The sequence below is a fragment of the Colwellia sp. 1_MG-2023 genome (assembly GCF_030546755.1).
Classification (GTDB): Bacteria; Pseudomonadota; Gammaproteobacteria; order Enterobacterales; family Alteromonadaceae; genus Thalassotalea_H.
Window position 1 is genome coordinate 24,407 of the sequence record NZ_JAUOPE010000010.1, and the last position, 24,268, is coordinate 48,674.

Annotated in this window: 19 protein-coding genes; 14 read left to right on the forward strand and 5 right to left on the reverse strand. The window is 38.1% G+C overall.

Annotated features, from left to right (window positions below; all coding sequences use genetic code 11):
* Positions 1 to 136 precede the first annotated feature (136 nt).
* The 5 genes from thrA to Q4493_RS12285 all read left to right on the forward strand — a co-directional run bounded on the left by thrA (position 137) and on the right by Q4493_RS12285 (position 7,448).
* Entirely contained in the window at positions 137 to 2,605 is a 2,469-nt protein-coding gene (gene thrA / locus Q4493_RS12265) for a bifunctional aspartate kinase/homoserine dehydrogenase I (RefSeq protein ID WP_303453001.1), read from the forward strand.
* Positions 2,605 to 3,588 carry a homoserine kinase gene (gene thrB, locus Q4493_RS12270; RefSeq protein WP_303453003.1) on the forward strand — a complete coding sequence of 328 codons (984 nt, stop codon included), beginning with the start codon at positions 2,605 to 2,607 and terminating at the stop codon, positions 3,586 to 3,588. Before thrA ends, thrB begins: the two co-directional genes overlap by 1 nt.
* A 53-nt stretch (positions 3,589 to 3,641) precedes the next feature.
* The gene (gene thrC, locus Q4493_RS12275) at positions 3,642 to 4,946 is read left to right on the forward strand and encodes a threonine synthase (RefSeq protein ID WP_303453005.1); all 1,305 of its coding nucleotides are present in this window, start codon (positions 3,642 to 3,644) and stop codon (positions 4,944 to 4,946) included.
* Positions 4,947 to 5,011: 65 nt separating this feature from the next.
* A complete protein-coding gene (gene ung, locus Q4493_RS12280; RefSeq protein ID WP_303453007.1) occupies positions 5,012 to 5,734 on the forward strand; it encodes a uracil-DNA glycosylase in 723 nt (240 codons plus the stop codon).
* 196 nt (positions 5,735 to 5,930) lie between these two features.
* Positions 5,931 to 7,448 (forward strand): aminotransferase class V-fold PLP-dependent enzyme, encoded by a 1,518-nt coding sequence (locus Q4493_RS12285; protein WP_303453009.1) that lies wholly within the window; start codon positions 5,931 to 5,933, stop codon positions 7,446 to 7,448.
* 40 nt (positions 7,449 to 7,488) lie between these two features.
* Here Q4493_RS12285 and Q4493_RS12290 read toward each other — a convergent pair whose 3' ends face one another.
* Complete coding sequence (locus tag Q4493_RS12290) at positions 7,489 to 8,058, reverse strand: GNAT family N-acetyltransferase (protein ID WP_303453011.1); 570 nt, start codon at positions 8,056 to 8,058, stop codon at positions 7,489 to 7,491.
* 65 nt (positions 8,059 to 8,123) lie between these two features.
* Between Q4493_RS12290 and Q4493_RS12295 the strand changes: the two genes are divergently transcribed.
* Positions 8,124 to 9,461: an FAD-binding oxidoreductase gene (locus Q4493_RS12295; RefSeq protein WP_303453013.1), complete on the forward strand. Its 1,338-nt coding sequence runs from the start codon at positions 8,124 to 8,126 to the stop codon at positions 9,459 to 9,461.
* A gap of 102 nt (positions 9,462 to 9,563) precedes the next feature.
* On the opposite strand, the gene Q4493_RS12300 is transcribed toward Q4493_RS12295, so the two are convergent.
* The 4 genes from Q4493_RS12300 to Q4493_RS12315 form a co-directional block, all read right to left on the reverse strand.
* Positions 9,564 to 11,975, reverse strand: a complete 2,412-nt coding sequence (locus Q4493_RS12300) for an Ig-like domain-containing protein (RefSeq protein WP_303453016.1) — start codon at positions 11,973 to 11,975, stop codon at positions 9,564 to 9,566.
* 121 nt (positions 11,976 to 12,096) lie between these two features.
* Positions 12,097 to 13,053, reverse strand: coding sequence for a D-2-hydroxyacid dehydrogenase (locus Q4493_RS12305; RefSeq protein ID WP_303453018.1), 957 nt, complete (start codon positions 13,051 to 13,053; stop codon positions 12,097 to 12,099).
* A gap of 17 nt (positions 13,054 to 13,070) precedes the next feature.
* Positions 13,071 to 14,276, reverse strand: coding sequence for an NnrS family protein (locus Q4493_RS12310; protein WP_303453020.1), 1,206 nt, complete (start codon positions 14,274 to 14,276; stop codon positions 13,071 to 13,073).
* Between the two features lie 129 nt (positions 14,277 to 14,405).
* Entirely contained in the window at positions 14,406 to 14,651 is a 246-nt protein-coding gene (locus tag Q4493_RS12315) for a DUF2164 domain-containing protein (protein WP_303453022.1), read from the reverse strand.
* A 436-nt stretch (positions 14,652 to 15,087) separates the two neighbouring features.
* Between Q4493_RS12315 and iscX the strand changes: the two genes are divergently transcribed.
* The 8 genes from iscX (at position 15,088) to hisS (ending at position 24,266) form a co-directional block, all read left to right on the forward strand.
* The gene (gene iscX, locus Q4493_RS12320; protein ID WP_303453024.1) at positions 15,088 to 15,288 is read left to right on the forward strand and encodes a Fe-S cluster assembly protein IscX; all 201 of its coding nucleotides are present in this window, start codon (positions 15,088 to 15,090) and stop codon (positions 15,286 to 15,288) included.
* Positions 15,289 to 15,455: 167 nt separating this feature from the next.
* Entirely contained in the window at positions 15,456 to 17,147 is a 1,692-nt protein-coding gene (locus Q4493_RS12325) for an NAD-dependent malic enzyme (protein ID WP_303453027.1), read from the forward strand.
* Positions 17,148 to 17,463: 316 nt separating this feature from the next.
* The gene (gene ndk / locus Q4493_RS12330; protein WP_303453030.1) at positions 17,464 to 17,895 is read left to right on the forward strand and encodes a nucleoside-diphosphate kinase; all 432 of its coding nucleotides are present in this window, start codon (positions 17,464 to 17,466) and stop codon (positions 17,893 to 17,895) included.
* A 325-nt stretch (positions 17,896 to 18,220) separates the two neighbouring features.
* Positions 18,221 to 19,378, forward strand: coding sequence for a bifunctional tRNA (adenosine(37)-C2)-methyltransferase TrmG/ribosomal RNA large subunit methyltransferase RlmN (locus Q4493_RS12335; protein WP_303453033.1), 1,158 nt, complete (start codon positions 18,221 to 18,223; stop codon positions 19,376 to 19,378).
* A gap of 32 nt (positions 19,379 to 19,410) precedes the next feature.
* Entirely contained in the window at positions 19,411 to 20,688 is a 1,278-nt protein-coding gene (pilW, locus tag Q4493_RS12340; RefSeq protein WP_303453036.1) for a type IV pilus biogenesis/stability protein PilW, read from the forward strand.
* 4 nt (positions 20,689 to 20,692) lie between these two features.
* Positions 20,693 to 21,727, forward strand: coding sequence for a cytoskeleton protein RodZ (gene rodZ, locus Q4493_RS12345; protein WP_303453039.1), 1,035 nt, complete (start codon positions 20,693 to 20,695; stop codon positions 21,725 to 21,727).
* Between the two features lie 39 nt (positions 21,728 to 21,766).
* Complete coding sequence (ispG, locus tag Q4493_RS12350) at positions 21,767 to 22,885, forward strand: flavodoxin-dependent (E)-4-hydroxy-3-methylbut-2-enyl-diphosphate synthase (RefSeq protein WP_303453041.1); 1,119 nt, start codon at positions 21,767 to 21,769, stop codon at positions 22,883 to 22,885.
* 100 nt (positions 22,886 to 22,985) lie between these two features.
* A complete protein-coding gene (hisS, locus tag Q4493_RS12355; protein WP_303453043.1) occupies positions 22,986 to 24,266 on the forward strand; it encodes a histidine--tRNA ligase in 1,281 nt (426 codons plus the stop codon).
* Positions 24,267 to 24,268: the final 2 nt, after the last annotated feature.

A 24,268-nucleotide genomic window follows, 5' to 3' on the forward strand; every position in this document is an offset into this window, starting at 1 on the left:
TACACGTCGCACCATTATTATTATTACCACCACCTTCACCGGAATGGCGGTCATTGGCTAACGTGTAAAATATAGTATTTTATCAAAGCCCGTGACCATAGGTTACGGGCTTTTTTCGTTTTTAGAGGAAGTAAAAATGCGTGTGTTAAAATTTGGCGGGTCATCGTTGGCATCTGCTGAACGGTTTGTTCAAGTTGCTAATATCATCAAAAATCAAAGTTCGTCTTCAGCTGTTGCTGTGGTTGTTTCTGCGCCACAAGGGGTTACTAATCATTTAGTGGCAATGGCAGAAAATATTTCTGATGAAATAAAATTACAAAAAGACCTTCAACATTTTAGACAGGCAATTGAAACTATTATTGAAGACCTTGCTGCGTCACTGAAAAATTTTGATGTTCAACATGCCGAGCAAACATTGGCGAATTGGGAACATCAATTAGGCCGATACTTGCAAGGGGCGACAATGTTGTCGTATTGCCCTGATCATATCCGCTCTATTATCATCAGTATTGGGGAACGCATGAGTGTTGCGATATTAGATTCTGTATTACGCACAAGCGATATAGACGTTTCTCTTTTAGCACCAGAAAAATTCCTCAGAACGAACGACGTATCTTTAAACGCTTTAGCAGATTTAGTGCTATGTAAAGAGAAATTTCAACTCGAATACGAAAACTTAAATAGAGTTTCATTGATGCCAGGTTTTATTGGTGTTGATAGCCAAGGTCAAGTGACTACTTTAGGGCGTAATGGTTCCGATTATTCTGCAGCGGTATTAGCGGTTTGTACGCAAGCAGAATGTTGTGAAATTTGGACAGATGTTGATGGCGTATATAATGCGGATCCTCGTTTAATTAAAGAAGCAAGTTTACTTGATTACTTGTCGTACCAAGAGGCGATGGAGTTATCGTTTTTTGGCGCAAGTGTTTTACACCCTAAAACCATTGGTCCTATCGCGCAATATCATATCCCTTGCCTAATTAAAAATACCGGTAATCCTGAAGCACCGGGAACATTAATTGCCAATGAAAATGATCAAAAGAAACAAGTAAAAGCGATTTCAAACCTTGATGATTTAACCATGGTTAATGTGTCTGGTCCTGGTATGAAAGGTATGGTTGGTATGGCTAGCCGTGTGTTTGCTACGATGAGCCGTGATAATATTTCTATTGTTCTGATCAGCCAATCATCGAGTGAATATTGTATTAGTTTCTGTATTCATTCTGCCGATGCGCGTTTGGCGGAAGAGAGCTTAAAACAAGAATTTGAATTAGAATTGTTAAATGGATTATTAGAACCTATTTCACTTACTAACGACTTGTCTATCGTGTCATTAGTGGGAGATGGTATGCATCATCAACAAGGTGTTGCGGCTAAATTCTTTAGTTCGCTTGCCCAAGCGCGTGTAAATATTGTCGCTATTGCGCAAGATTCATCTGAACGTAGTATCTCGGTAGTCATAGAAAAACGAAAATGTACCGATGCGATGAAAGTCAGTCATCAAAACTTTTTCTCTCATAAACCTACTATTGATGTTTTCTTGGTTGGTTGTGGTGTGGTTGGAAGTGAACTTATTGCTCAAATTGCACGTCAACAACCTAAATTAACTGCACAGAATATTTCGGTAAAAGTTTACGGATTAGCCAATAGTAAAGGCATGGTTTTTGACAAAAACGGTATTGATTTAGATAACTGGCAGCCATTATTAACGGCAGACTCTAATAAGCAACCTGTAGCGGTTACCGCTGAAAACATTAAAGAATTTGTTCGTGAAAATCATTTAATAAACCCTGTTATTGTAGACTCAACCTCTAATGAAACGTTAGCAATGAGTTATGTCGACTTCTTAAACGAAGGCTTTCATGTAGTAACACCAAATAAAAAAGCTAATACTGATTCTTGGGAATATTACCAAGCGTTGAGAACGGCTGCGCAAAAAACTAATCGTCGATTCTTATATGAAACTACTGTTGGTGCTGGCTTACCTGTTATTGATACTTTACAAAGTTTGATCAAAGCAGGGGATGAATTACAACAGTTTGAAGGTGTGTTGTCAGGGTCGCTTTCCTATATTTTTGGTAAATTAGAAGAAGGAATGACGTTGTCAGAAGCGACGGCTATTGCCAAAGAAAATGGTTTTACGGAACCAGATCCTCGTGATGATCTCAGTGGTATGGATGTCGCGCGTAAATTGTTGATCATGGCACGTGAAGCAGGAATGCAATTAGAATTGTCAGATATTAAAGTAGACTCGGTACTACCTGAAGGATTCGATGACAGTGGTGATGTTGCTACTTTTATGGAAAACCTGACACAATTAGATGAACCTTTTTCACAAAGAATTGCTTCAGCTAAAGCAGAGGGTAAGGTTTTACGTTATATTGGCACTATCATCGATGGTAAATGCCAAGTATCGATAGACGCGGTTGGTCAAGATCACCCACTTTATGGCATTAAAGATGGTGAAAATGCCTTAGCTATTCATAGCCGTTATTATCAACCATTACCATTTGTACTGCGTGGTTATGGGGCTGGCGCTGCCGTCACTGCTGCGGGGGTATTTGGCGACTTATTAAGAACGCTTGCGTGGGAGCAACAACACTAATGAGTGAAAGTAAACAAAAAGTATCCGTTTTTGCTCCGGCATCTATTGGTAATGTTAGCGTTGGTTTTGATGTATTAGGTTTAGCGGTAAAACCGATTGACGGCACGCTTTTAGGTGATGTTGTATCGGTAGCTGCAAGTGATTCTGATAGCTTAATTGTTCAAGGTGAATTTGCTAAAAAGCTTCCTGGTGAGCCAACCGATAATATTGTATGGCATTGTTTGACGTTATTTAACCAAGCCTTGGTTGAAGCAAACCAAGCTATCGATACAGTTTTGTTAACGCTAGAGAAAAAAATGCCCGTTGGTAGTGGTTTAGGTTCAAGTGCATGTTCTGTAGTAGCAGCACTTGAAGCGTTAAATTGTTATTATCAAACCAATCATCACTTTAGTTTTGATAAAGAAAAAATGCTCTTTATGATGGGGCAAATGGAAGCACAGATCAGCGGTAGTTTACATTACGATAATGTTGCGCCTTGTTACTATGGCGGTATGCAATTAATGGTACCTGACAGTAATATTATTACCCGCACTTTACCTTCTTTTGATGATTGCTATTTTGTTATGGCCTATCCGGGTATTGAAGTGTCAACCAAGGCCGCTCGTGATGTGTTACCCGATAGTTATTCGCGTAGTGACCTTATTACCTTTGGTCAAAACTTAGCTACTTTTGTTGATGCTTGTCATCGAAATGATAAACAGCAAGCATTCTCAGTAGTAACCGATATTGTTGCGCAACCTTATCGTCAGCATCTTTTACCTGGTTTTGAAAACGCTTGTGATTACTTATCATCACAAGGTTGTTTAGCGGTAGGGATCTCGGGTTCAGGGCCGACACTTTTTTGTGTAACAGATGATAAAGAAAAAGCACAAAGTTTCGCGCTTTGGTTAGAAGAGCATTATTTACAGACTTTAAGCTCAGGAGTATGTGAAGGTTTTGTTCATGTATGCCAAGCAGATATTCAAGGCGCATGTCAGATATAACAAAAAGCTTTGTTAATAGATAACGCCATTTAAGTATTAGTAGGAAGTTACAAGTGAAATTTTATAATTTAAAAGAAAATGATGAACAAGTCAGTTTTGCAGGTGCTGTAAAGCAAGGATTAGGGCGTAACCAAGGATTATTTTTTCCTGAAGAGATCCCTCAGTTCGATAATATTGAAAAACTATTGGCATTGCCAATGGTGGAGCGAAGCGTTGAAGTGCTTTATCCCTTTGTTAGCGAAGATCTAACAAAAGCGCAGCTTCTTGATATTGTAACCGATGCTTTTAATTTTCCTGCACAAATTCAACCTATCAGCGAAAATAGAGCGATTTTAGAATTGTTTCATGGCCCAACATTAGCCTTTAAAGATTTTGGCGCTCGTTTTATGGCCCGATGTTTACAAGCTTTCAGTGCTAAAGAAGGGAAAGGCAAAAAAATTACTATTTTAACGGCAACGTCTGGTGATACTGGTGCCGCCGTAGCACATGCTTTTCATGGCATAGATAACATTCGTGTCGTGATTATGTACCCGAAAGGTAAAATCAGTTTATTACAAGAAAAAATGTTCACAACGCTCGGTGGCAATATTGAAACAATCGCGGTAGAGGGTGATTTTGATGATTGCCAAGCGTTAGTAAAACAATCATTTGATGATAAAGCGTTAAAAGAAGCAATTGGGTTAAACTCTGCTAATTCTATTAATATTAGTCGTTTGCTTGCACAAATTTGCTATTACTTTGAAGCCGTCGCTCAGCTTTATCGTCAAAAAGGCGCAGCGGCCCTTAACAATATTGTTTTTTCTGTGCCTAGTGGTAATTTCGGAAATTTAACGGCAGGTTTATTTGCTAAAGCGATGGGGTTACCTATTAAACGTTTTATTGCTGCAACCAACGCCAATGATACGGTTCCTCGTTATTTGAAAACCGGCGAATGGTCACCGAATGAAACTGTTGCTACTATGTCGAATGCCATGGATGTGAGTAACCCGAACAATTGGCCTCGCGTCGAGTTTATGTTGAAGTCTGGCTTAGTAGATAAAGATTGTGTCAGCTCAGTGTCTATCGATGAAGAGCAAACGCAAATGACAGTGATTGGTTTAGCTAAACTGGGTTATATTAGTGAGCCTCATGCCGCTGTCGCTTATAAAGCATTACAATATAATGCCACGGATGAGGAATTTGGTGTCTTTTTAGGTACTGCTCATCCGGCTAAGTTTAAAGAAGTGGTGGAAAGCACGTTAGGACAGCCTATTGGTTTACCAAAAGAGTTGGCTGATTGTGCCTCGGAGACAATTCTTTCCGTTGAACAAAGTACTGAGTTTAGCGATTTAAGGCAGTATTTATTAGCAAAAGCATAAAGTTTTATTCATTTAAAATTTGATACGTTACACTAAGGGCATTGTTAAATAACTGCCCTTTTTTTATGTCTAAAATTTTACCGCAATGGCAAGCGATTATTACTCGCGAAAGTCAGCAACCCTATTTTGTAGCGTTACAGAAAACCTTGGTAGAACAAAGAAAACAGCACGTTATTTTTCCTCAAGAAGAAGATGTTTTTAATGCCTTTACTTATTGCGATTTAACGGATATTAAAGTGGTTATTATCGGCCAAGATCCTTATCATGGCGTCGGAAAAAATAATCAACCACAAGCTCATGGTTTAGCTTTTTCGGTGAATCCTGATATTAAAATCCCACCGTCTTTAGTTAACATATACAAAGAATTAGCAACAGATATTGACGGCTTTGAAATTCCTGAACATGGCAATCTCGTTGAATGGGCAAAGCAAGGCGTTTTGTTGCTCAATACTGTGCTAACTGTTAAGCAAGCCCAAGCACATGCTCACGCGAAATTAGGCTGGGAAAAATTTACTGATGCCATTATTGAAGAAATTAATCAAAATAATAATGGCTGTTGTTTTTTGCTCTGGGGGAGTCATGCTCAGAAAAAAGGCAATAATATTAACCCTAACAAACATTGTATTTTAACTTCTGTGCATCCGTCACCGTTATCGGCTTATCGAGGCTTCTTTGGTTGCCAGCATTTTTCTATGGCTAATCAATGGTTAATCAAAAAACATAAAACAGTCATTGATTGGTCAGTTTCACCAATAAGATCAGATCATCAAACAAGGTTATTTGATTGAGTATATTCTTTATCTACTAAGCCCATGAAATAATTTTTCACTATCTAAATAAAAAGAAAAAATTTTACCTTATCTAAGAATATACAATACCGTTTTGGAATTATTTTGCTAAATTATCTTTCCTGTGAGTTTTATATTGTGACAAATAGTTTGTTTGGTAGAATTATATTATTGTTTTTTACCGCTTGGTGTTGTTATGTCCTTAGAAAATCACTTTATTCCTTTTCGTCGTCACGTTATAGGTAACGATTTAACTCATCAAATAAATGGTCAAAACCTCGCAATTATATATGCTGATTGGACAGCGAGCGGGCGTTTATATCAACCGATTGAAGATTATATTACCAACACGCTCGGTCCTTATGTTGCCAACACTCATACAGAAACCAATTTGACTGGCAGCGCGATGACGCATGCTTATCATGAGGCGCAACACGTGATTAAAAAGCATATTAATGCTTGTAATAATGATGTGTTGATCACTGCTGAGGCAGGCATGACAGGGGTGATTAATAAATTTCAACGTATTCTAGGTTTACGAATTCCTGAGCGTATGCAAGAACAAGTGAGCTTTAATGAAATTGATAAGCCTGTCGTTTTTATCACCCATATGGAACATCACTCAAATCAAACATCTTGGTATGAATGCGATGTTACCTTGGAGATTATAGATCCTGACAGCAATGGCTTACCGTCGTTAGAACATTTACAAACGTTATTAGCGAAGTATCAAGATAGAAAAGTAAAAATAGGCTCGTTTTCAGCGTGTTCTAATGTTACAGGTATTAAAACGCCTTATTACCAACTTGCTGAAATCATGCACGAACATAACGGCTTATGTTTTGTCGATTTTGCTTGCTCAGCGCCCTATGTTGATATTGATATGCATCCGGCGAATCCTAAACAAGCGCTTGATGCTATTTACTTTTCGCCTCATAAATTTCTTGGTGGACCAGGTAGTTCAGGCGTTTTAGTGTTTAATAAATCCTTGTATAAAAATAAAGTGCCTGATCATCCAGGCGGGGGAACGGTCACCTGGACGAATCCTTGGGGAGAACATAGTTTTTTTGATGATATCGCTTTGCGCGAAGACGGTGGCACGCCTGGATTTTTACAATGTATTCGTACTGCTTTAGCGATTAAAGTAAAAGATGCGATGGGGGTTAAAAACATAGCCCTGCGCGAAAAAGAAATTACTGATTATGTGATGGATAATTTAAGTAAAAATGAACGTGTGGTAATGCTAGAGCCTAAAATGAAAGATCGTTTAGCAATCGTGTCATTTTACGTGCTTGGTGCCCATTACAATTTAGTGGTTCGTATTCTCAACGATCGTTTTGGCGTGCAAACGCGAGGCGGTTGTTCTTGTGCAGGCACTTATGGTCACATTTTACTGAATGTTGATCATGATACGTCGAATAAAATCACTGAAAAAATCAATTCAGGTGATTATGCGGAAAAACCAGGTTGGATCCGCGCTTCATTTCATCCGACGATGTCGAATAAAGAAATCGAATTTGTTGTTGATGCTATCAATCAAGTTACCGAGAATATTGACCAATGGAGTCAAGATTATCGCTTTAACCCCGCAACAGGAGATTTTGAACATTGTCATTTGGCGGTTGAGTTTCCAGAATTAAAAGGGTTTGATCCGATGCATTCGTGTTCGGTTAATAAAACGACCCCTTCAATTTTACATCGCATTTTTGGTTAATCAAAAATCGATTGATAAACGCTTTTTAATCATGAGTTTATCAATCAAATTTAATAAGCATTTCAGCGGCACTACAATGACAAGTATTGCCGCAAATAGGACAAAAATAACCTTGCAAACTTAATTCATGCCAACGATCTGCATGTACTTTAATCAAACTACCACCACATTTAGTGAAATATTTAACCGCACTGTTACCTGGGCTTTGCATCCACAAATGACTGACTCCAGCTTGTGCGCCTTGTTTTTTAGCAGCATTAACGGCAAGTTTAAGCAGATGACTCCCTATGCCATAGCCGCGGTAATTTTCATCGACCGTGTTGCATTTAAAATAACAAACCTTGCTTTGCTCAGTCGGCCAAAGTTCAGGTGAACACCAAGTGTCTATTGACCATTGCCCAACAGCAAAGCTGACACGAAAACCAACTAGTTTGTTACCTTCATATGCGACAAAACCGGCATTAATACCATTTTTAATGCCTTTTTGAACCCATTGCTCAAGTTTTTCGTTGTCGATATATCCTTCACCGTGCACTTGAGTGCCAAGTGCAACTACAGCTTGGTAATCTTCAGGGGTAATCGTGTTATAGCTTATGGTGTTTTTCATCATTTATTTGATTGACCTTTTGCGGATTGTTGTTAGTTTACCATTGGAATAATAATTTAGGGAAACCTATGTACGATCCTTTACATGATAAATCGCCAGGTTGCGGAGAAAAATATCCCAATAGTTACTGGGCGAATATCTCAGGTGATGCCCCTGAGAGTGACGGCACATTACAGCAAGATATTGAAGTGGATGTTGCGATAATTGGTGCTGGTTATACGGGAATGTCTTGTGCTTTGCATCTTGCTAAAGAGCACTGCATTAAAGCCCATGTGTTAGAAGCGAACCAAACCGCATGGGGTTGTAGTGGCCGCAACGCAGGTTTTATTTTAAAGTCGTCGGGAAGAAAGTCTTTTTCAACCATGCAAAAGCAATGGGGTGAAGAAGTGATGCGGGGTATTTATCAAGAAATGTCGGCAGGTGTTGAAACGGTTAACCAATTGATTGATGAAGGTATCGACTGTGATCCGCAATCTTTAGGCTATATCAAGGTTGCTCATAAAGCGAATAAACTCAACGAGTTAATTGATTTAGCGAAACTGCAAAAAGAAATGTTTGGCTACGATGTTGAAATTTTATCGAAAGATGAACTCAGTCAACAATACATGGATGATAAAAATGCGTTTGGTGCAATCCGTTATCAAGATGGTTTTGGCTTAAATCCATTAAAATTGGCGTGGGGTTATCAAAAGTTAGCCCGTCAAGCCGGCGCTAAAATCTATTGTTCATCGCCGGTGACGCAATGGCATGAAGATGGACAATATCAGCAGTTAATCACTCCTCAAGGCGTAGTGAAAGCAAAGAAAGTGGTGATTGCCACTAATGGTTACACTCCTAAAAATTTTAATGCGTTAGTTGCTGAGCGAACCTTACCTGTGTTATCGCAAATTATTGTGACAGAGCCGTTAACGGATGATCAAATAGCAGCTTGTAATTTTCTCACTTCCAATGTGGTTATGGATACAAGGGCGTTGAAATACTATTATCGAAAACTACCCGATAATCGCATTCTATTTGGTGGCAGAGGCGCAATTACCGGCAAGGGCGCGGAAGATCCTTATTATGCCAATCGATTATTGTCTGTATTAAAAACGAGTTTTCCACCATTACATTCATTGAATATTGCCTATGCGTGGTCTGGCTGGATCTGTATGGCGTTAGATGATTTACCGCATATTTACCAAAATGAAACGAAAGATGTTTTCTATAGTATGGGGTACTGTGGCGCAGGTGTGTCATTTTCAGTACAGGCGGGCAAACGATTAGCGGACAAGGTGGCTGAAAAGTCAGTGCCAAATTTACCTTTATATGATCGTCCTTTACCTAAATTCCCATTAGCGCCATTAAGACGTGTTGGGCAATGGGGATATTTTCATTATGGAAAAATTAAAGATACTTGGTTTTAAATTGCGCCCTTAAAATTAAATAGCCAGTTAAATAAAAACACCAGCCTATTAAGCTGGTGTTTTTTATCTAAACAGTGACGATAATAATTTTAGCTTTCGTGGTTATAGTAAGTTAATTGATTTAGTCACGTATGTTGTTGCTAAAGTATTAGGTGTTTCAATACTAATCGTTAACGTTGCTGTTGCCGGATCACCATTGATAGGGTTATTAATCGCGAAATCCATTGCTGCAAAACCGTCTGCATTAGTATTTCCTATTGATACTGTCGTTGTTCCTTGTAATTCACCGCCATCAAGCGTTGCTGTAACTATAGTACCAATAGGCATGGTTTGCATTGCACTGTCTGCAAAACGAAAACGTAATGCTAATGAAGTACCATCGGCAACGTCAGGTAGATTAGCACTTGTTCCCTGATTATCGGCATAAGTTGTTGTCTCAGTGGTATCTGATAAAACAAAGTTTGGGTTATTGCTTGATGACATAATTAATACTAAAGCTTTACGTAACGTTGCTTTTTTGGCATTACTGTCACATTTATCACCACTACATTGCGGACCGTTAAATTTACCGTCGGCAGCGCTATATTGTTCATCGCCATTTTGATCAAAAAACGTAGTTTCTTCAGGATCTTTCACATAGTTTTCATTGTCATCACGCCATGCTTCTGACATATCAACAAAACCAGAAGATAACGCAACTTGTCGGCCGAAACCTGAATTGACCATATCATTACTAATTGCATCACCATCGTTATTATCAAAAACATTGTCACCGTTGGAATCGAAAAAGGTTTCATGACCCGAAGTGGTCGCTAATATTGTTGCACGATGATCGAGTAAATAAGGCTCTGTTGCTGTCCAGGTTACTGAACAATTACCGGCCAAGGTGTTACACGTTGATTCAATACTGCCACCTTCGGCAGTGAAGTTAACGGGTGTGCCATCTGGTACTGGATTATTAAAGCTGTCGGCTAACCACACACGAATTGTTGATTGTTCACCGACGATATCTGCTTCTGGATTTAATACTGTGGCAGCGATAGTCATTGACGCTTGCTCAGGTAAACCCGTATTGACTGATAGTTCACTTGATTGTGTTTGCACGCTAATAGTTTCGCCATTAACTTCCATAGTAGCTTTGGCGCTAACTCTTACAACTGTCGGCACTGTACCTGATGAAACCTGTGTTGTAATTAAGCCTTGGCTATTGGTGAAACCACTGGTTCTGCTTAAGGCAATCCCCCCGATACTAGCATCTAAACTAAATTCAACTTCTTGTTGGGCAATTGGATTACCTAACTGACTTTTTAATAAAAAAGTTAAAGTGGACGTTTCTTGACCGCCACTGCCTTTAATAACGATTGAATCTGGCTGAGATGAAACAAACTCAATTGAACCAAGTGCTTCAGAACTAATATTGATATTCGCAGAAGCAGTATTGGTTACGCCATTTGATGTCACAGATGCAAGGATAACATCTTCAGTGCCATTAATACCGGCACAATTAATATCTTCAAAAGTAGCTCCTGCTTTACCTTTTATGCTGAAAACTGTTTCGTCAATCGTTGCGGTTTCATTGATCACACAATTTGAAGTAAAAGAAACTGTCGTTGGTGTGTTAATAAAATTATTCTCGCTATCAATTAACTCAACAGTTAAGCCTAAGGTACCGCCTGCGCTAATGGTATTATCTGTAATTGAAAGTTTTATTGCTCCTTCGATAAATGTACTGTTTTCATCGAAATAACCGATACGGACATCATCGAGTAATACGCTATCTTCTGGAAGCACTTGATAGTTCATTTGTGCGCTGATACTACTGTTACTGGTTAATGATACGGCTAGAACCCCAGCACCTGTCGCTCCATCACCTGAAAGAGTAACCGTTGCTTGACCGTTTTCATTGGTTAAAGCTGTGCTTGTAGTTAACGTGCCAATATCGGCTGCAACATTTATGATTTCATTTTTAACGGCTGCTCCCATGTTATCTACAAGCGTTATTTGTATTTGTACCTGTTCATTACTTTTGAATTGGTTGGTGTTTTGACCATTAAGTTGCATAGCAATTGATGCACTAAATGATGGGGCAGTGACAGTTGAGGTAATATATTCATAATCAATACTGTCAGATAAGCTTTTTTCAGCGTTAGTTACCGATGCCGTTAGTGTACCGGCACTCAATATTAGGTCATTATTGGCAATCGTAATGGTTGCGATACCGTTAGCATCAGTTAGTTTAGAATCAACTGATAAGTTACCTAAATCCGCAACATAATTTACTCGAGTACCACTCATTACCGCATTAAACTGATCTTTGACAGTTGCTTGAACGGTGACGGTATCGCTGGTATCAAAACTGAGTTGAGCAACTCCTTCGCTGTTTAGTAATGTAACTGAAATACTGGTTGCTACAGGTGTTTCTCCATTAGATGTGGGGTTATCTCCTGAACTACCGTTACAACCTGAGATGAAAATTAAAAGAAGCAAAGAAAGTGTGCTAAAAAACTTATTCATAAATGAAAATTCCAGTACAGGATAATTATTTTTTGTTGTTAGACTAAATCATAAAAGTCTATTTAACAAAAGTCCACGTATATCAATGTACTATTTAAAGTGAAAAATGTTTAATTGCTAATTATAGTTCGACACGATTAGTTGATTTATTCAACATAAAATCAGCAATGTTTTGAGCGATGATATTGATCAGTCGCTGTTGTGCTTCAAGAGTTGCCCAAGCAATATGCGCGGTAATTTTTAAATTTTTTGGCTGTTTACGTAATAAAATATGATCAGATGCCGGCGGTTCTTGTTTGAGCACATCGAGTATCGCGAATGCAATTTGCTTGGTATTTAATGCCTGTAATAAATCATCTTCATTAATAATTGCACCACGCGCGGTATTAATTAACACCGCTGATGATTTCATTTTCTTAAAAACATCGGCATTAATTAAGTTTGTTGTTTCCGGTGTTTCAGGGCAATGCAAAGACAGGACATCCGCTTTTTCGATGACCTCATTAAACGGCTTTCTGCCGTTGCGAAGTTCGGCGCTATTCGGTCGTTCAGCAATTAACACTGTCATGCCAAAAGCAAGCGCTATCGTTTCTACGGCTTTGGCGAGTGTGCCATAGCCAATTAATCCTAGTGTTTTATCGGCTAATTCACGGCTGCCATTGCCGTGATAACAAAATGATGGGCTTTGTTGCCAAAGTCCTTGTTCAACATTAAGGTTGTGATGACTTGCTTGACTAAAGTACTCCAATATTTGTGCGAAGACATATTGAGGCACCGAACCTTTTGCATAGCCACTAACGTTAGTAACGCCAATATTTAATTTTTTAGCTGCCAGGATATCGACATTATTAATCCCCGTTGCTGCGATACAAATTAGTTTTAATTTTGGCAGTTGTGCCAATAATGCTTCTCCCAATAAAACCTTATTGGTAATGATTATATCGGCATCTTTCGCTCGCGGTATTACTTCATCAGGCTGAGTCAGAGGATAACAGGTTAATGACGTAAGTTGTTTTTTTATGTCTGTTAACGCTATATCTGCTGAAAACGTTTGTTGATCAAGAAAAACCGCGTGCATGTAAAATCCTTAAATAATTAACCAGGTCTGCCATCGAGCCGACCTTTTAATAACATAGGCGCATAATGGAAAATAAAAATCCCAAACGATAAATACCAAAGACCAGCGCTTGCTTGGTAAATGCTCATTATAGACTCAGGGAATAATAAAGGTAAAAAGCTTCTGATAATTGCCGCGATAAAAATTAATATAAAAGCCAACGACATGGTTTTTGGTGGTTGTAATGGTCGTCCGGTATGACCCAAAGAAACACGAGAAATCATCGCAAGAATTAACCCTCCCATACCACCAATGGTTAAAATATGCCATAAATGACTGCTGGATAATTCAACTAAAAAGTAGCTTAAACCGACGAAAAACAAACCAAACACAATAAATATTACTGCTAAATGTAATGACCATAATAAAGGCACTTTGATGGTAATCCATGGACGCCAGCGAACAATACGGATGGCTTGAAAAATCGCCGCGATGATAAATAAACTGCCCAGTATTTGGCCATTGATAGGCAACAGAGGATGCAATATTAAATAAAAGGTGATGATAGCTAAACTGCCATTTGTTGCCTTGTCTAGCCAAGCAATATTAGCCACTTTTTTCGTTTGTGTCCCGTTTGCTGTAAACATTGGTCCCACTCGACCAACCATTACTGACATTAGTAAAGTGATTAACATCACCCCCGCATACCCAGAAAGCTGTATGGAAAAATGTTCAGGCGACATCAAGGCTAAGTAAAACTCAATATTGACTAAGGTAAAGAGAATTAATAGCGGCACAAAAAATAAATTACGGTATTGTTTAATTTTGACAATAGGCATACCAAGGAAAACAGCTACGGCAGGTAAAAAAGCAATATCTATTAACATAGTGACGTTTTCGCCGAGAAAACTTGGCTCAATTAATGATAGTCGAGCGAGTATCCATAACACGACAAGAAACAATAGCGACTTGTTTTGAATGCCGGGTATGCCTGTCCAATTTTGTACAGCGGTTAATAAAAAACCGGCAATAATAGCGGTAGCAAAACCAAATATCATTTCATGCAAATGCCACCAATAACCACCACCAAGCGGTGTTAAATCACTTTTACCTTGTATGATCAATAGCCAAGTAAAAATAGCAATCACTGCAAAGGCGGCACCAAATAAAAAGAAAGGTCTAAAACCTAAACGTAGTAAGGGGAGAACTTTTTGTTCTTTTTGTAAATCAGTAATTTGCATCATTTTTTTGTACGTCTATTTAATGTAGATAAACTATTGTAATCCTTTGAGTAATGAATACCTTAAAGCAGATCAAAGAATGCACATTTAATGATTATTTTCTCTGACTATTTCTCTAATTAATTACTACCATCAGTTCACTGGTTTTTCTAATTCATAAATTGCTTCGCTGATTTGTTCTACGCGATCACTGATAATATGTTGAGCATCATATAAACCACGGTTGTAATAAAAGTTGCCAAATTCATTACTGACAAAATCTAACAAAAATTCAGCGTCAAATTGTCCTAACTCTTGCTCTAATTCACGCTCAAAATAGCGTTGTAGTTTATCCACTAGTTGTTCTTTTTCTTGGGGGGAAAACTTAATTGTGCTCATTTAAATTAACTTGTTCAGTAGAAATTTCTCAGTAGTGTAACGAGTTTACTCTTGAACCTGAACTTGGTTTAAGAGATTTTTATACATTAAAAACTGATATTTACTATAAAGAGTCTTCTAACTCGATATTTTTCCTTAATTCAGGCGATTTTACGCGTCAATAACTGGTCACTTGCAAGTGAAATTAACGATGAAGTTAGCAAAAGTTGCCGTTAGAAAAAGATTTATAAAGCCTAGTTCAGGTTCTATACTAACCAAAGATTTTATTTTTCGATTGTATAAAACCACGTGAGCAATTTAATAGTAGCACTAAAAAAAATGTGGCAAACCGATTGTCAGTTTTGTCGAAAATCACGCATGCTTATTTTATGGTTCATTTTAATGCTGCTTGCGGATGCATTATGGTTTCATTTGTTAATAAAGTAACGGAGAAAATATGGGATATCGTTGGGTTGATTCACAAGAATTAGCGTTAGATCTAATGGAAGCACATCCAGAGGTTGATCCGCTAAAATTACATTTTACTGAACTTAGATCGTGGATTTTAGCACTTGAAAACTTCGATGATGATCCAAAGCACTGTGGTGAGCGTGTACTCGAAGCGATTCAATTGACATGGATTGCCGAAATGGATTAGCGATAAGCTATATATTTTAACGGCACATTCAAAAAAGATTTGTCATATTTAACGCTTTTTTGTCTGACGGGGTTCGACTATACTTACCTTTCTTTATTCGCATGGTGAATCTTTAACATTCATCAAACTAATATAATAAAATATAAGATCACGATTACAACGCTATTATGACAAATAAAAATAAACGTTCTTTATACATACCATACGCTGGCCCAAGCCTTTTAGAGTCTCCATTATTAAATAAAGGCAGTGCTTTTAGTAAAGAGGAGCGTATTAGTTTTAATCTTACTGGTTTATTACCGCCAAGTTATGAAACCATCCAAGAGCAGGTTGATCGTTGTTATCGTCAATATAGTAATTTTCGCACGAATTTAAACAAGCATATCTATTTACGTGCTATTCAAGATAAAAATGAAACCTTGTATTGCAAACTAGTACAAGACCATCTTGAAGAAATGATGCCAATAATCTATACGCCAACCGTAGGCGATGCTTGTGAGCAGTTTTCAGATATTTATCGCAGTAATCGTGGTTTATTCATTTCTTATGAAGACCGTGATCAATTGGATGATATTTTACGTAATGCTACCAAGAACAAAGTAAAAGTTATTGTCGTAACGGATGGCGAGCGTATTTTAGGATTAGGCGATCAAGGCATTGGTGGCATGGGGATCCCTATCGGTAAATTAGCACTTTATACCGCTTGCGGTGGTATTAGTCCGGCCTATTGTTTACCGGTAATGTTAGATGTTGGTACAAATAACGAAAAACTGCTTAACGATCCTATGTATATGGGCGCAAGACATAAGCGAATCGAGCAAGATAGCTATGACGAATTCCTTGATATGTTTATCAAAGCGGTGAAGCGTCGTTGGCCACACGTAATGTTGCAGTTTGAAGATTTTGCCCAACCAAACGCAACCCCTTTATTAACGCGTTACCGTGATGAAATTTGCTGTTTTAATGATGATATTCAAGGAACAGCCTCTGTTACCGTTGGTACCTTACTGGCTGCGTGTCGGTCAAAAGGCGTTAAACTATCCGAGCAAAAAGTGACCTTTGTTGGCGCGGGATCTGCCGGTTGTGGTATTGCGGAGCAAATTATTTCCCAAATGACCAGTGAAGGCATATCTCCAGAGCAAGCCCGAAGTCAGGTATATATGGTTGATCGATATGGTCTACTGACTGAAGGGATGAAAGATTTAAGAGATTTCCAAGAGAAATTGACGCAATCAAGAAACGCTCAACAATCTTGGCAAATTGAAGGTGAGTTTGCTTCATTATTGGAAGTGGTTAATGAAGCTAAACCAGATATTTTAATCGGGGTTTCAGGCGTATCGGGGTTATTTACCGAGCAAGTGATCAGAGCCATGAAGTCTCATTGCGATATGCCAATAATTTTTCCATTGAGTAACCCTGTCAGGCAAGTGGAAGCAACACCTGAGCAAGTGATACATTGGACCGACGGACAAGCGATTGTTGCAACTGGTAGTCCATTCGAACCTGTTCAACATAAAGAAAAGATTTTCCCTATCGCACAATGTAATAACAGTTATATTTTTCCAGGCATTGGGTTAGGTGTGGTTGCAGCGAATGTCAATCGAATTACCGATGAAATGTTGATGGTGGCGAGTAAAACCTTAGCTGAAGCCTCACCATTAGCCAATACCGGTAAAGGTGAATTATTACCACCTCTTACTGAAATTGCGAATTTAAGTAAGAAGATTGCTTTTGCCGTTGCGAAAATTGCGTTTGACCAAGGGTTAGCGTTACGTATTGATGATGAAAGTTTGCGCGCAAAAATAGAACGTAACTTTTGGCAGCCAGAATATCGTCAATATAAACGTATTAGTATTTAACGTTAGTTAATCTGCTTTTCGCTTCTTTTGAGCTTTATAATTAAACCCGCCTAACGAAAGTGCAGCGGGTTTTTTTATGCGATAAGTATCATTTTACTCATGGTTAATCGCTCATTCATATAGTAAAAAACAGCGCTATTTAATTGAGGTTATACCCATCATTGCTTTGACGTTAAGCTGTAAACAGAGCTAAACACTTCGTCTTTTGTGCAACTTAATGCAATAGATATAACATTAGTCATTTGATTATATTTCGTCTATAATCGCGCCAAAATTTATACCACCTAATTTATTAAAATTTATAAGAGGGCTTATCATGGCTATCGAACGTACTTTTTCTATCGTAAAACCAGACGCAGTTGCTAAAAACTTAATTGGTCAAATTTACAACCGTTTTGAAACTGCTGGTTTAAAAATTGTTGCTTCAAAAATGGTTCATTTAAGCAAAGAAAAAGCAGAAGGTTTTTACGCAGAACACAGCGAACGTCCTTTCTTTGGTGCTTTAGTTTCTTTCATGACTTCTGGCCCAGTTATGGTTCAAGTGTTAGAAGGTGAAAACGCTGTACTTAAAAATCGTGAAATTATGGGTGCTACTAACCCTGCTGAAGCGCTTGCTGGTACTATCCGTGCTGATCTTGCTGATAGCATTGATGAAAATGCTGCTCACGGTTCAGACGCTTTAGAATCTGCTGCACGTGAAATTGCTTATTTCTTCTCAGACGAAGAAATTTGTCCACGTACTCGATAATTTGTCATTAAACTTCTTTATTGACGAAATTTCTACGGCGAAAGTGCTCACTTACTCACGTAAGCGCCGCGCTTTCTTCTTGAACTATCGCCACTAACTAGTTTACTGAACAATTAGAAATGAAGGGTTTTACTGACTATTCGGTAAAATCCTTTTGTTTGTTTAGCGATACGATAAATATAAGTACTTTAATGGTTGCGTAAGTTCAACAGTATCATCGTTTTAAAATATTTATATTTGTTCTATCCCTTGATTAAAATTGTCTACTTTGAGCGAAAAGTGTACAATTTATCCCTGAAATTTTGCTGTATCGAGAATTTTTTACATGAGTGAAGTCACTGAATTTGTAAGCCAGAGTAAACCTAAAGTTAATTTATTAAATTTTGATCATCAATCAATGCGTGAATATTTTCATTCGATTGGTGAGAAGCCGTTTCGTGCTGATCAAATTATGAAATGGATTTATCATTTTGGTTACTCAGACTTTGAGTTAATGACTAACTTAAATAAAAAGTTACGTGAAAAATTACAGCGTAATACTGAAATCAAAGCGCCTGAAATTTCTGAAAAGCAAGTGTCTTCGGACGGTACAATTAAGTACGCCTTAAAGCTTGAAGGCGGTCAAGAAGTTGAAACTGTTTGGATCCCTGAAAACGATCGGGCAACATTATGTGTTTCTTCTCAAGTTGGTTGTGCCTTGGAATGTACTTTTTGTGCAACGGCACAGCAAGGGTTTAACCGCAACCTTTCCATGAGTGAAATTATTGGCCAAGTGTGGCGTGTTGCCAACGATATTGGCGCCACGCGCATTGCAGGTAAACGTCCGATCACGAATATTGTGATGATGGGCATGGGCGAGCCACTGTTAAACATGAAAAACCTAATTCCAGCACTTGATACTATGTTAAATGATTTAGGCTATGGTTTATCTAAACGTCGAGTTACGGTAAGTACTTCAGGGGTGGTACCTGCTTTAGATATGTTAAAAGAAAAAATAGATTGTGCCTTAGCGATTTCAGTACATGCGCCAAACAATGCCTTGCGTGATGAATTAGTGCCAATTAATAAAAAGTATCCGTTAGAAGAATTTTTAACGGCAGCAGGGCGATACATTGATGGCTCTAAAGCCAATAAACAGGCAACAATAGAATATGTCATGCTTGATCATGTCAATGATAGTACCGAGCAAGCACACGAATTAGCGATCGCGTTAAAAGATTTACCAAGTAAAATTAATTTAATTCCTTTTAACCCTTACCCTGGTTCTCCGTACAAAAGGTCGAGTAATTCTCGTATTGATAGATTTGATAAAGTACTGCAAAGTTATGGACTTACGGTAATTACAAGGCGTACACGTGGTGATGATATTGATGCCGCATGTGGTCAGTTAGCCGGCGATGTGTTAGACCGTACTAAGCGTACAAAAGAGCGTGATGAAAAAAAACAGGTGAAAGCTGATGAAATATCAGTAAAAATAGTCTGATTGCAATAAATAAATAGTGACGTCAGTATTTTATGGATAAATATTTAAAGTTTCTTGTCAGCCTTTCGGTCATGATTGTTGTTACCGGTTGCGTCACACAAAACTACGAGAATGATAAAAGTACCCCTGTTATTGAGAATGAATCTACCAATAACGAGATAGCGATGACTCGTATTTCGCTTGGCTTGGGGTATTTAAAAATGGGTAATACTACCCAAGCAAAATTAAATTTAGAAAAAGCCAAACGTTTTGCGCCAAAATTAGTCCAAGTTCACACCGCGTTTGCTCACTACTTTGATAGTGTTGGCGAACCCGAGCAAGCCATAGCATCTTATGAAAAGGCATTGTCGATTAAACCAGATGATGCCGATACCTTAAATAATTATGGTGTGTTTTTATGTAAACAACAGCGTTATCAAGACGCTGAAAAACAAATCTTAAAAGCCATTGCCCAACCAAGTTACATTTTAGTTTCTCAAAGTTATGAAAATTTAGCTTTATGTCAATTAAAAGCACAAGCCTTTGATAAAGCCGAATTGTATTTTGATAAAGCAATTCTTCATAGTCCAAGCAGCGCTTCTTCGTTACTTCATATGGTGCGTTTACAATATGCAAAAGCAGACTATAAAAAAGCGCTAGTTTTTTTAAAGCGTTATGAAAAAGCGACACGTCGTTTTTCTGCCAATGCTTTAGCGCTTGCGTTTAAAATATTTGAGAAACAACGCGATCTTAAAACCGCAAAAAACTACGCGAGCATGCTAGTAAAAATGTTTCCTAATTCGTATGAAGCAAAGCAATATTTGCTAACAGGGCTTAGGGAAATTGAAGCGGATCAACTAGCGAGAGAATATCAAGATAGTCTTTCAGGGCAGAAAAAATCTAAAAAACGTGTAGTAGTTTTATCACCTTCAAAATCAAAGAGCAGCAATACCGCCAGTAAAAATAACAATAATCACACTAAAACGGCACGTAAGCTTAAAGATAAAAATACGGTCGAAAAGCAACAAAATGTCTCAAAAGCTAGTCAACAAATCAACCCGAAAACTCAACAAGTTGATGATTTACCACCAGGTTCAGTCGCTAGTGATGTAAAGGCCAAAGACAAAATTACGCCAAATCAACAAATGGTAAGTTTACCTATCCACCTTGTGGTTAAAGGAGATAGTTTATTTTCTATCTCAAAAAAATATAATATTCATATGAAAGCAATAATGCGTTGGAATAAAATGACGCGTACGAGTGTCCTAAAAATTGGAGACGTTATCTATTTAGCGAATCCTAAAAAAATAGCAAAACCTGAAGAGCAATAGCTAAATGAGCACAGAAAACACCGTAGAAGAACTTAGCGAAGATATTGAAGTGATAGGTCCTGGGCAAATTTTGTCTGAAGCAAGAGAAGCGATGGGGTTGACTCAACAACAAGTCGCTGACCGTTTAAATTTTCGCACAACGTTAGTGAAAAACATTGAAGAAGATAATTTTGATCACTCCTTACCGACTACGTTTAATCGTGGCTACTTAAAAAATTATGCCAAGCTAGTCGATGTTTCCGTGGATGAAATTCTTGCCGGTTATGAAATGTTGAACGTTGCGAAAAAGCAAGGCGCGGAAATGCAAAGTTTTTCTAAGGAAACGAAAAAACAAGCAGAAAACAATTTAGTGATGTGGATTAGTTATTTGATTTTAGCGTTATTAATAGGTTCGACTATTTTATGGTGGTTACAAGACGCGAAAAAATCGAATGAAGAAAAGAAAATAATTAAACCAACTACGAGTATTTCAACGAATTTATCTGAAGACGATAACACGACTGAGTTAAATGAAAGTACTCAAACTAACATTGATGCGGGCTCATCTAATGCTAAAACAGAACTTACTACATTATCTGAAACGTTAAAAGATACGCCGAATCCGGTCATAAACGAAGAAAATAATTTACCTGAAAGTATTGATACCAACAATAACTTAGCAACAAATACTGAAATTGTTGAGACTACACTTGTCAGCAATGCGCTTGATAAAGCAGAGACGCCTAATGAACCAGCAGTTGCTATAACAAGTAATGAAGATATTAGTCATGAAAATGATGCTGTTGATTTTGGTCCAATTGAAACCGCCATTTTTACATTTTCCGGTGATTGTTGGGTAAATATTTATGATGCAACGGGCGAGCGTATCGCGTGGGGCATAAAAAAATCCGGTTATGTGATGAATATTTCTGGACAAGCACCTTTTAATATTACTTTGGGGAAACCAGAGTTAGTAACGATTGAATTTGAAAATCAACTTGTTGATATGTCTCAATTTAATCGTGGAAATATAGCCAAATTTACTGTGCCGTTAAGCTAGTATATCCCGCTAAACCTTTAACTATTTTATAGAGTGATCATGTTTAAAGAGTCTCCAATTATTCGCCGAAAATCTCGTCAAATTATGGTGGGAAATGTTCCTGTAGGAGGTGATGCCCCTATAACGGTTCAGTCGATGACCAATACGTTAACGACGGATGTCGCAGCAACTGTTGCGCAAATCAAATCATTAGAAGCCGTTGGAGCTGATATTGTTCGAGTGAGTGTTCCCACTATGGACGCTGCTGAAGCCTTTCGAGAGATTAAAAAGCAAGTTAATGTTCCTTTAGTGACAGATATTCATTTTGATTATCGCATAGCCTTAAAAGTGGCTGAATATGGCGCTGACTGTTTACGAATAAACCCTGGAAATATTGGTCGAGAAGACCGTGTTCGTTCAGTCGTTGAATGTGCTCGTGATAAAAATATCCCTATTCGTATCGGCGTAAATGGCGGTTCACTTGAAAAAGATATTCAAGAAAAATACACCGAGCCTACGCCTGAAGCTTTGCTTGAATCAGCGATGCGTCATGTTGATATTCTGGATAAATTAAACTTCCATGAATTTAAGGTCAGTGTTAAAGCGTCGGATGTTTTTTTAGCGGTGGGGGCTTATCGTTTATTGGCGAAACAAATTGATAATCCATTGCATCTTGGTATCACTGAAGCAGGCGGTTTGCGCTCTGGCTCAGTAAAGTCTTCTGTTGGTTTGGGCATGTTATTGTCTGAAGGGATAGGCGATACCTTACGGGTTTCTTTAGCCGCAGATCCTGTCGAAGAAATTAAAGTGGGTTTTGATATTTTAAAATCACTAAAATTACGTAGTCGAGGTATTAATTTAATTGCTTGTCCAAGTTGTTCAAGACAAGAGTTTGATGTCATTTCAACCGTTAATGCGTTAGAAGAACGTATTGAAGATATTCTTACTCCTATGGATGTGTCAATCATTGGCTGTATTGTCAATGGCCCTGGTGAAGCAACCGTATCAGATTTAGGGTTAACAGGTAGTAGTAAAAAGAGTGGCTATTATTTAGATGGTATTCGTCAAAAAGAACGCTTTGATAACAATAATTTAGTTGATGAGTTAGAAAAACGTATTCGCGCCAAAGCTAAAATGGTCGATGAAGCGAATAAAATTAAAATTCAAGAGATTGATTGATACCGATAAAGCTTGGCAGTCGCTTATTTACGTTTCAGTGTAAACTGCCTATAATGCGCGCTTTATTTTAAATTTTCAGCAAACAGAGAGAACCACTTAGGTGAGTAAAACAATTCAAGCAATTCGAGGGATGAATGACTGTTTACCAACGGAAACAAATATTTGGCAAATGGTTGAGTCAGTGTTGCGCCGTGTCGCGAGTAATTATGGTTTTGCTGAAATTCGTATGCCTATCGTTGAATCTACCGCGTTATTTAAACGTTCTATTGGTGAAGTTACCGATATTGTTGAAAAAGAAATGTACACCTTTGATGACCGTAATGGTGATAGCTTAACTTTACGTCCTGAGGGAACAGCTTGTTGTGTACGAGCAGGAAATCAGCATGGTTTACTTTATAACCAAGAGCAACGTTTGTGGTATATGGGACCAATGTTCCGCCATGAGCGACCACAAAAAGGGCGTTATCGTCAATTTCATCAATTTGGCCTAGAAGCATTTGGTATTGCAACGCCAGATATTGATGCCGAAATTATTTTACTAACTTCTCGACTTTGGCGGGAACTTGGTATCAATGAGTTTGTCACACTAGAGCTAAACTCATTAGGTTCAAATGAAGAACGAGTAAATTATCGCGATGCGTTAGTTGAATTTTTAACAACTAAGCAAGACTTGCTAGACGAAGATTCAAAGCGACGTATGCATACTAACCCATTAAGAGTGTTAGATAGCAAGAACCCTGAAGTTCAACAGGCTTTAGTAGGTGCGCCAAAACTCGCTGATTATTTTGGGCAAGACTCACTTGAGCATTTTGAAGGAGTTTGCCAACGTTTAGATGATGCCGGTATTGAATATGTAATCAATGATAAATTAGTGCGAGGCTTAGATTATTATAATCGCACCGTTTTTGAATGGGTTACAGATAGTTTAGGTTCACAAGGTACGGTTTGTGCTGGTGGGCGCTATGACGGTTTAGTTGAGCAATTAGGTGGAAAAGCAACACCTGGTGTTGGTTTTGCCATTGGAATTGAGCGACTTGTACTTATGCTAACAAGTTTAGAGAAAGTACAAAACATTCGCCCACAAGTTGATGCTTATATCATCATGTTAGGAGAAGGTGCTGATGTTAAAGGCAATGCTTTAGCTGAACAATGGCGTGATGAGGTGAATGAGATAAGAATTCAATGTCACTGTGGTGGTGGCAACATGAAAAAACAAATGAAACGTGCAGATAAGTCAGGCGCACAAGTAGCGATTATTATCGGTGAAGATGAAATAGCGAACGAAGTTGTGACGATAAAATATTTGCGCGGACAACATGAACAACAAAGCATGGCCTTTGCAGAAGTGCCAAGTTTATTATCAAATATAATTAAGGGTTAATA

Excerpts from the sequence above, each read along its gene's own strand:
- Q4493_RS12285 (WP_303453009.1), top strand. The coding sequence starts at position 5,931 with ATGTCCTTAGAAAATCACTTTATTCCTTTTCGTCGTCACGTTATAGGT.
- Q4493_RS12295 (WP_303453013.1), top strand. The coding sequence starts at position 8,124 with ATGTACGATCCTTTACATGATAAATCGCCAGGTTGCGGAGAAAAATAT.
- Q4493_RS12310 (WP_303453020.1), bottom strand. The coding sequence starts at position 14,276 with ATGATGCAAATTACTGATTTACAAAAAGAACAAAAAGTTCTCCCCTTA.
- Q4493_RS12325 (WP_303453027.1), top strand. The coding sequence starts at position 15,456 with ATGACAAATAAAAATAAACGTTCTTTATACATACCATACGCTGGCCCA.
- Q4493_RS12335 (WP_303453033.1), top strand. The coding sequence starts at position 18,221 with ATGAGTGAAGTCACTGAATTTGTAAGCCAGAGTAAACCTAAAGTTAAT.
- iscX (WP_303453024.1), top strand. The coding sequence starts at position 15,088 with ATGGGATATCGTTGGGTTGATTCACAAGAATTAGCGTTAGATCTAATG.
- Q4493_RS12300 (WP_303453016.1), bottom strand. The coding sequence starts at position 11,975 with ATGAATAAGTTTTTTAGCACACTTTCTTTGCTTCTTTTAATTTTCATC.
- thrA (WP_303453001.1), top strand. The coding sequence starts at position 137 with ATGCGTGTGTTAAAATTTGGCGGGTCATCGTTGGCATCTGCTGAACGG.
- thrB (WP_303453003.1), top strand. The coding sequence starts at position 2,605 with ATGAGTGAAAGTAAACAAAAAGTATCCGTTTTTGCTCCGGCATCTATT.
- ung (WP_303453007.1), top strand. The coding sequence starts at position 5,012 with ATGTCTAAAATTTTACCGCAATGGCAAGCGATTATTACTCGCGAAAGT.
- Q4493_RS12315 (WP_303453022.1), bottom strand. The coding sequence starts at position 14,651 with ATGAGCACAATTAAGTTTTCCCCCCAAGAAAAAGAACAACTAGTGGAT.
- Q4493_RS12305 (WP_303453018.1), bottom strand. The coding sequence starts at position 13,053 with ATGCACGCGGTTTTTCTTGATCAACAAACGTTTTCAGCAGATATAGCG.
- ispG (WP_303453041.1), top strand. The coding sequence starts at position 21,767 with ATGTTTAAAGAGTCTCCAATTATTCGCCGAAAATCTCGTCAAATTATG.
- Q4493_RS12290 (WP_303453011.1), bottom strand. The coding sequence starts at position 8,058 with ATGATGAAAAACACCATAAGCTATAACACGATTACCCCTGAAGATTAC.
- ndk (WP_303453030.1), top strand. The coding sequence starts at position 17,464 with ATGGCTATCGAACGTACTTTTTCTATCGTAAAACCAGACGCAGTTGCT.
- pilW (WP_303453036.1), top strand. The coding sequence starts at position 19,411 with ATGGATAAATATTTAAAGTTTCTTGTCAGCCTTTCGGTCATGATTGTT.
- rodZ (WP_303453039.1), top strand. The coding sequence starts at position 20,693 with ATGAGCACAGAAAACACCGTAGAAGAACTTAGCGAAGATATTGAAGTG.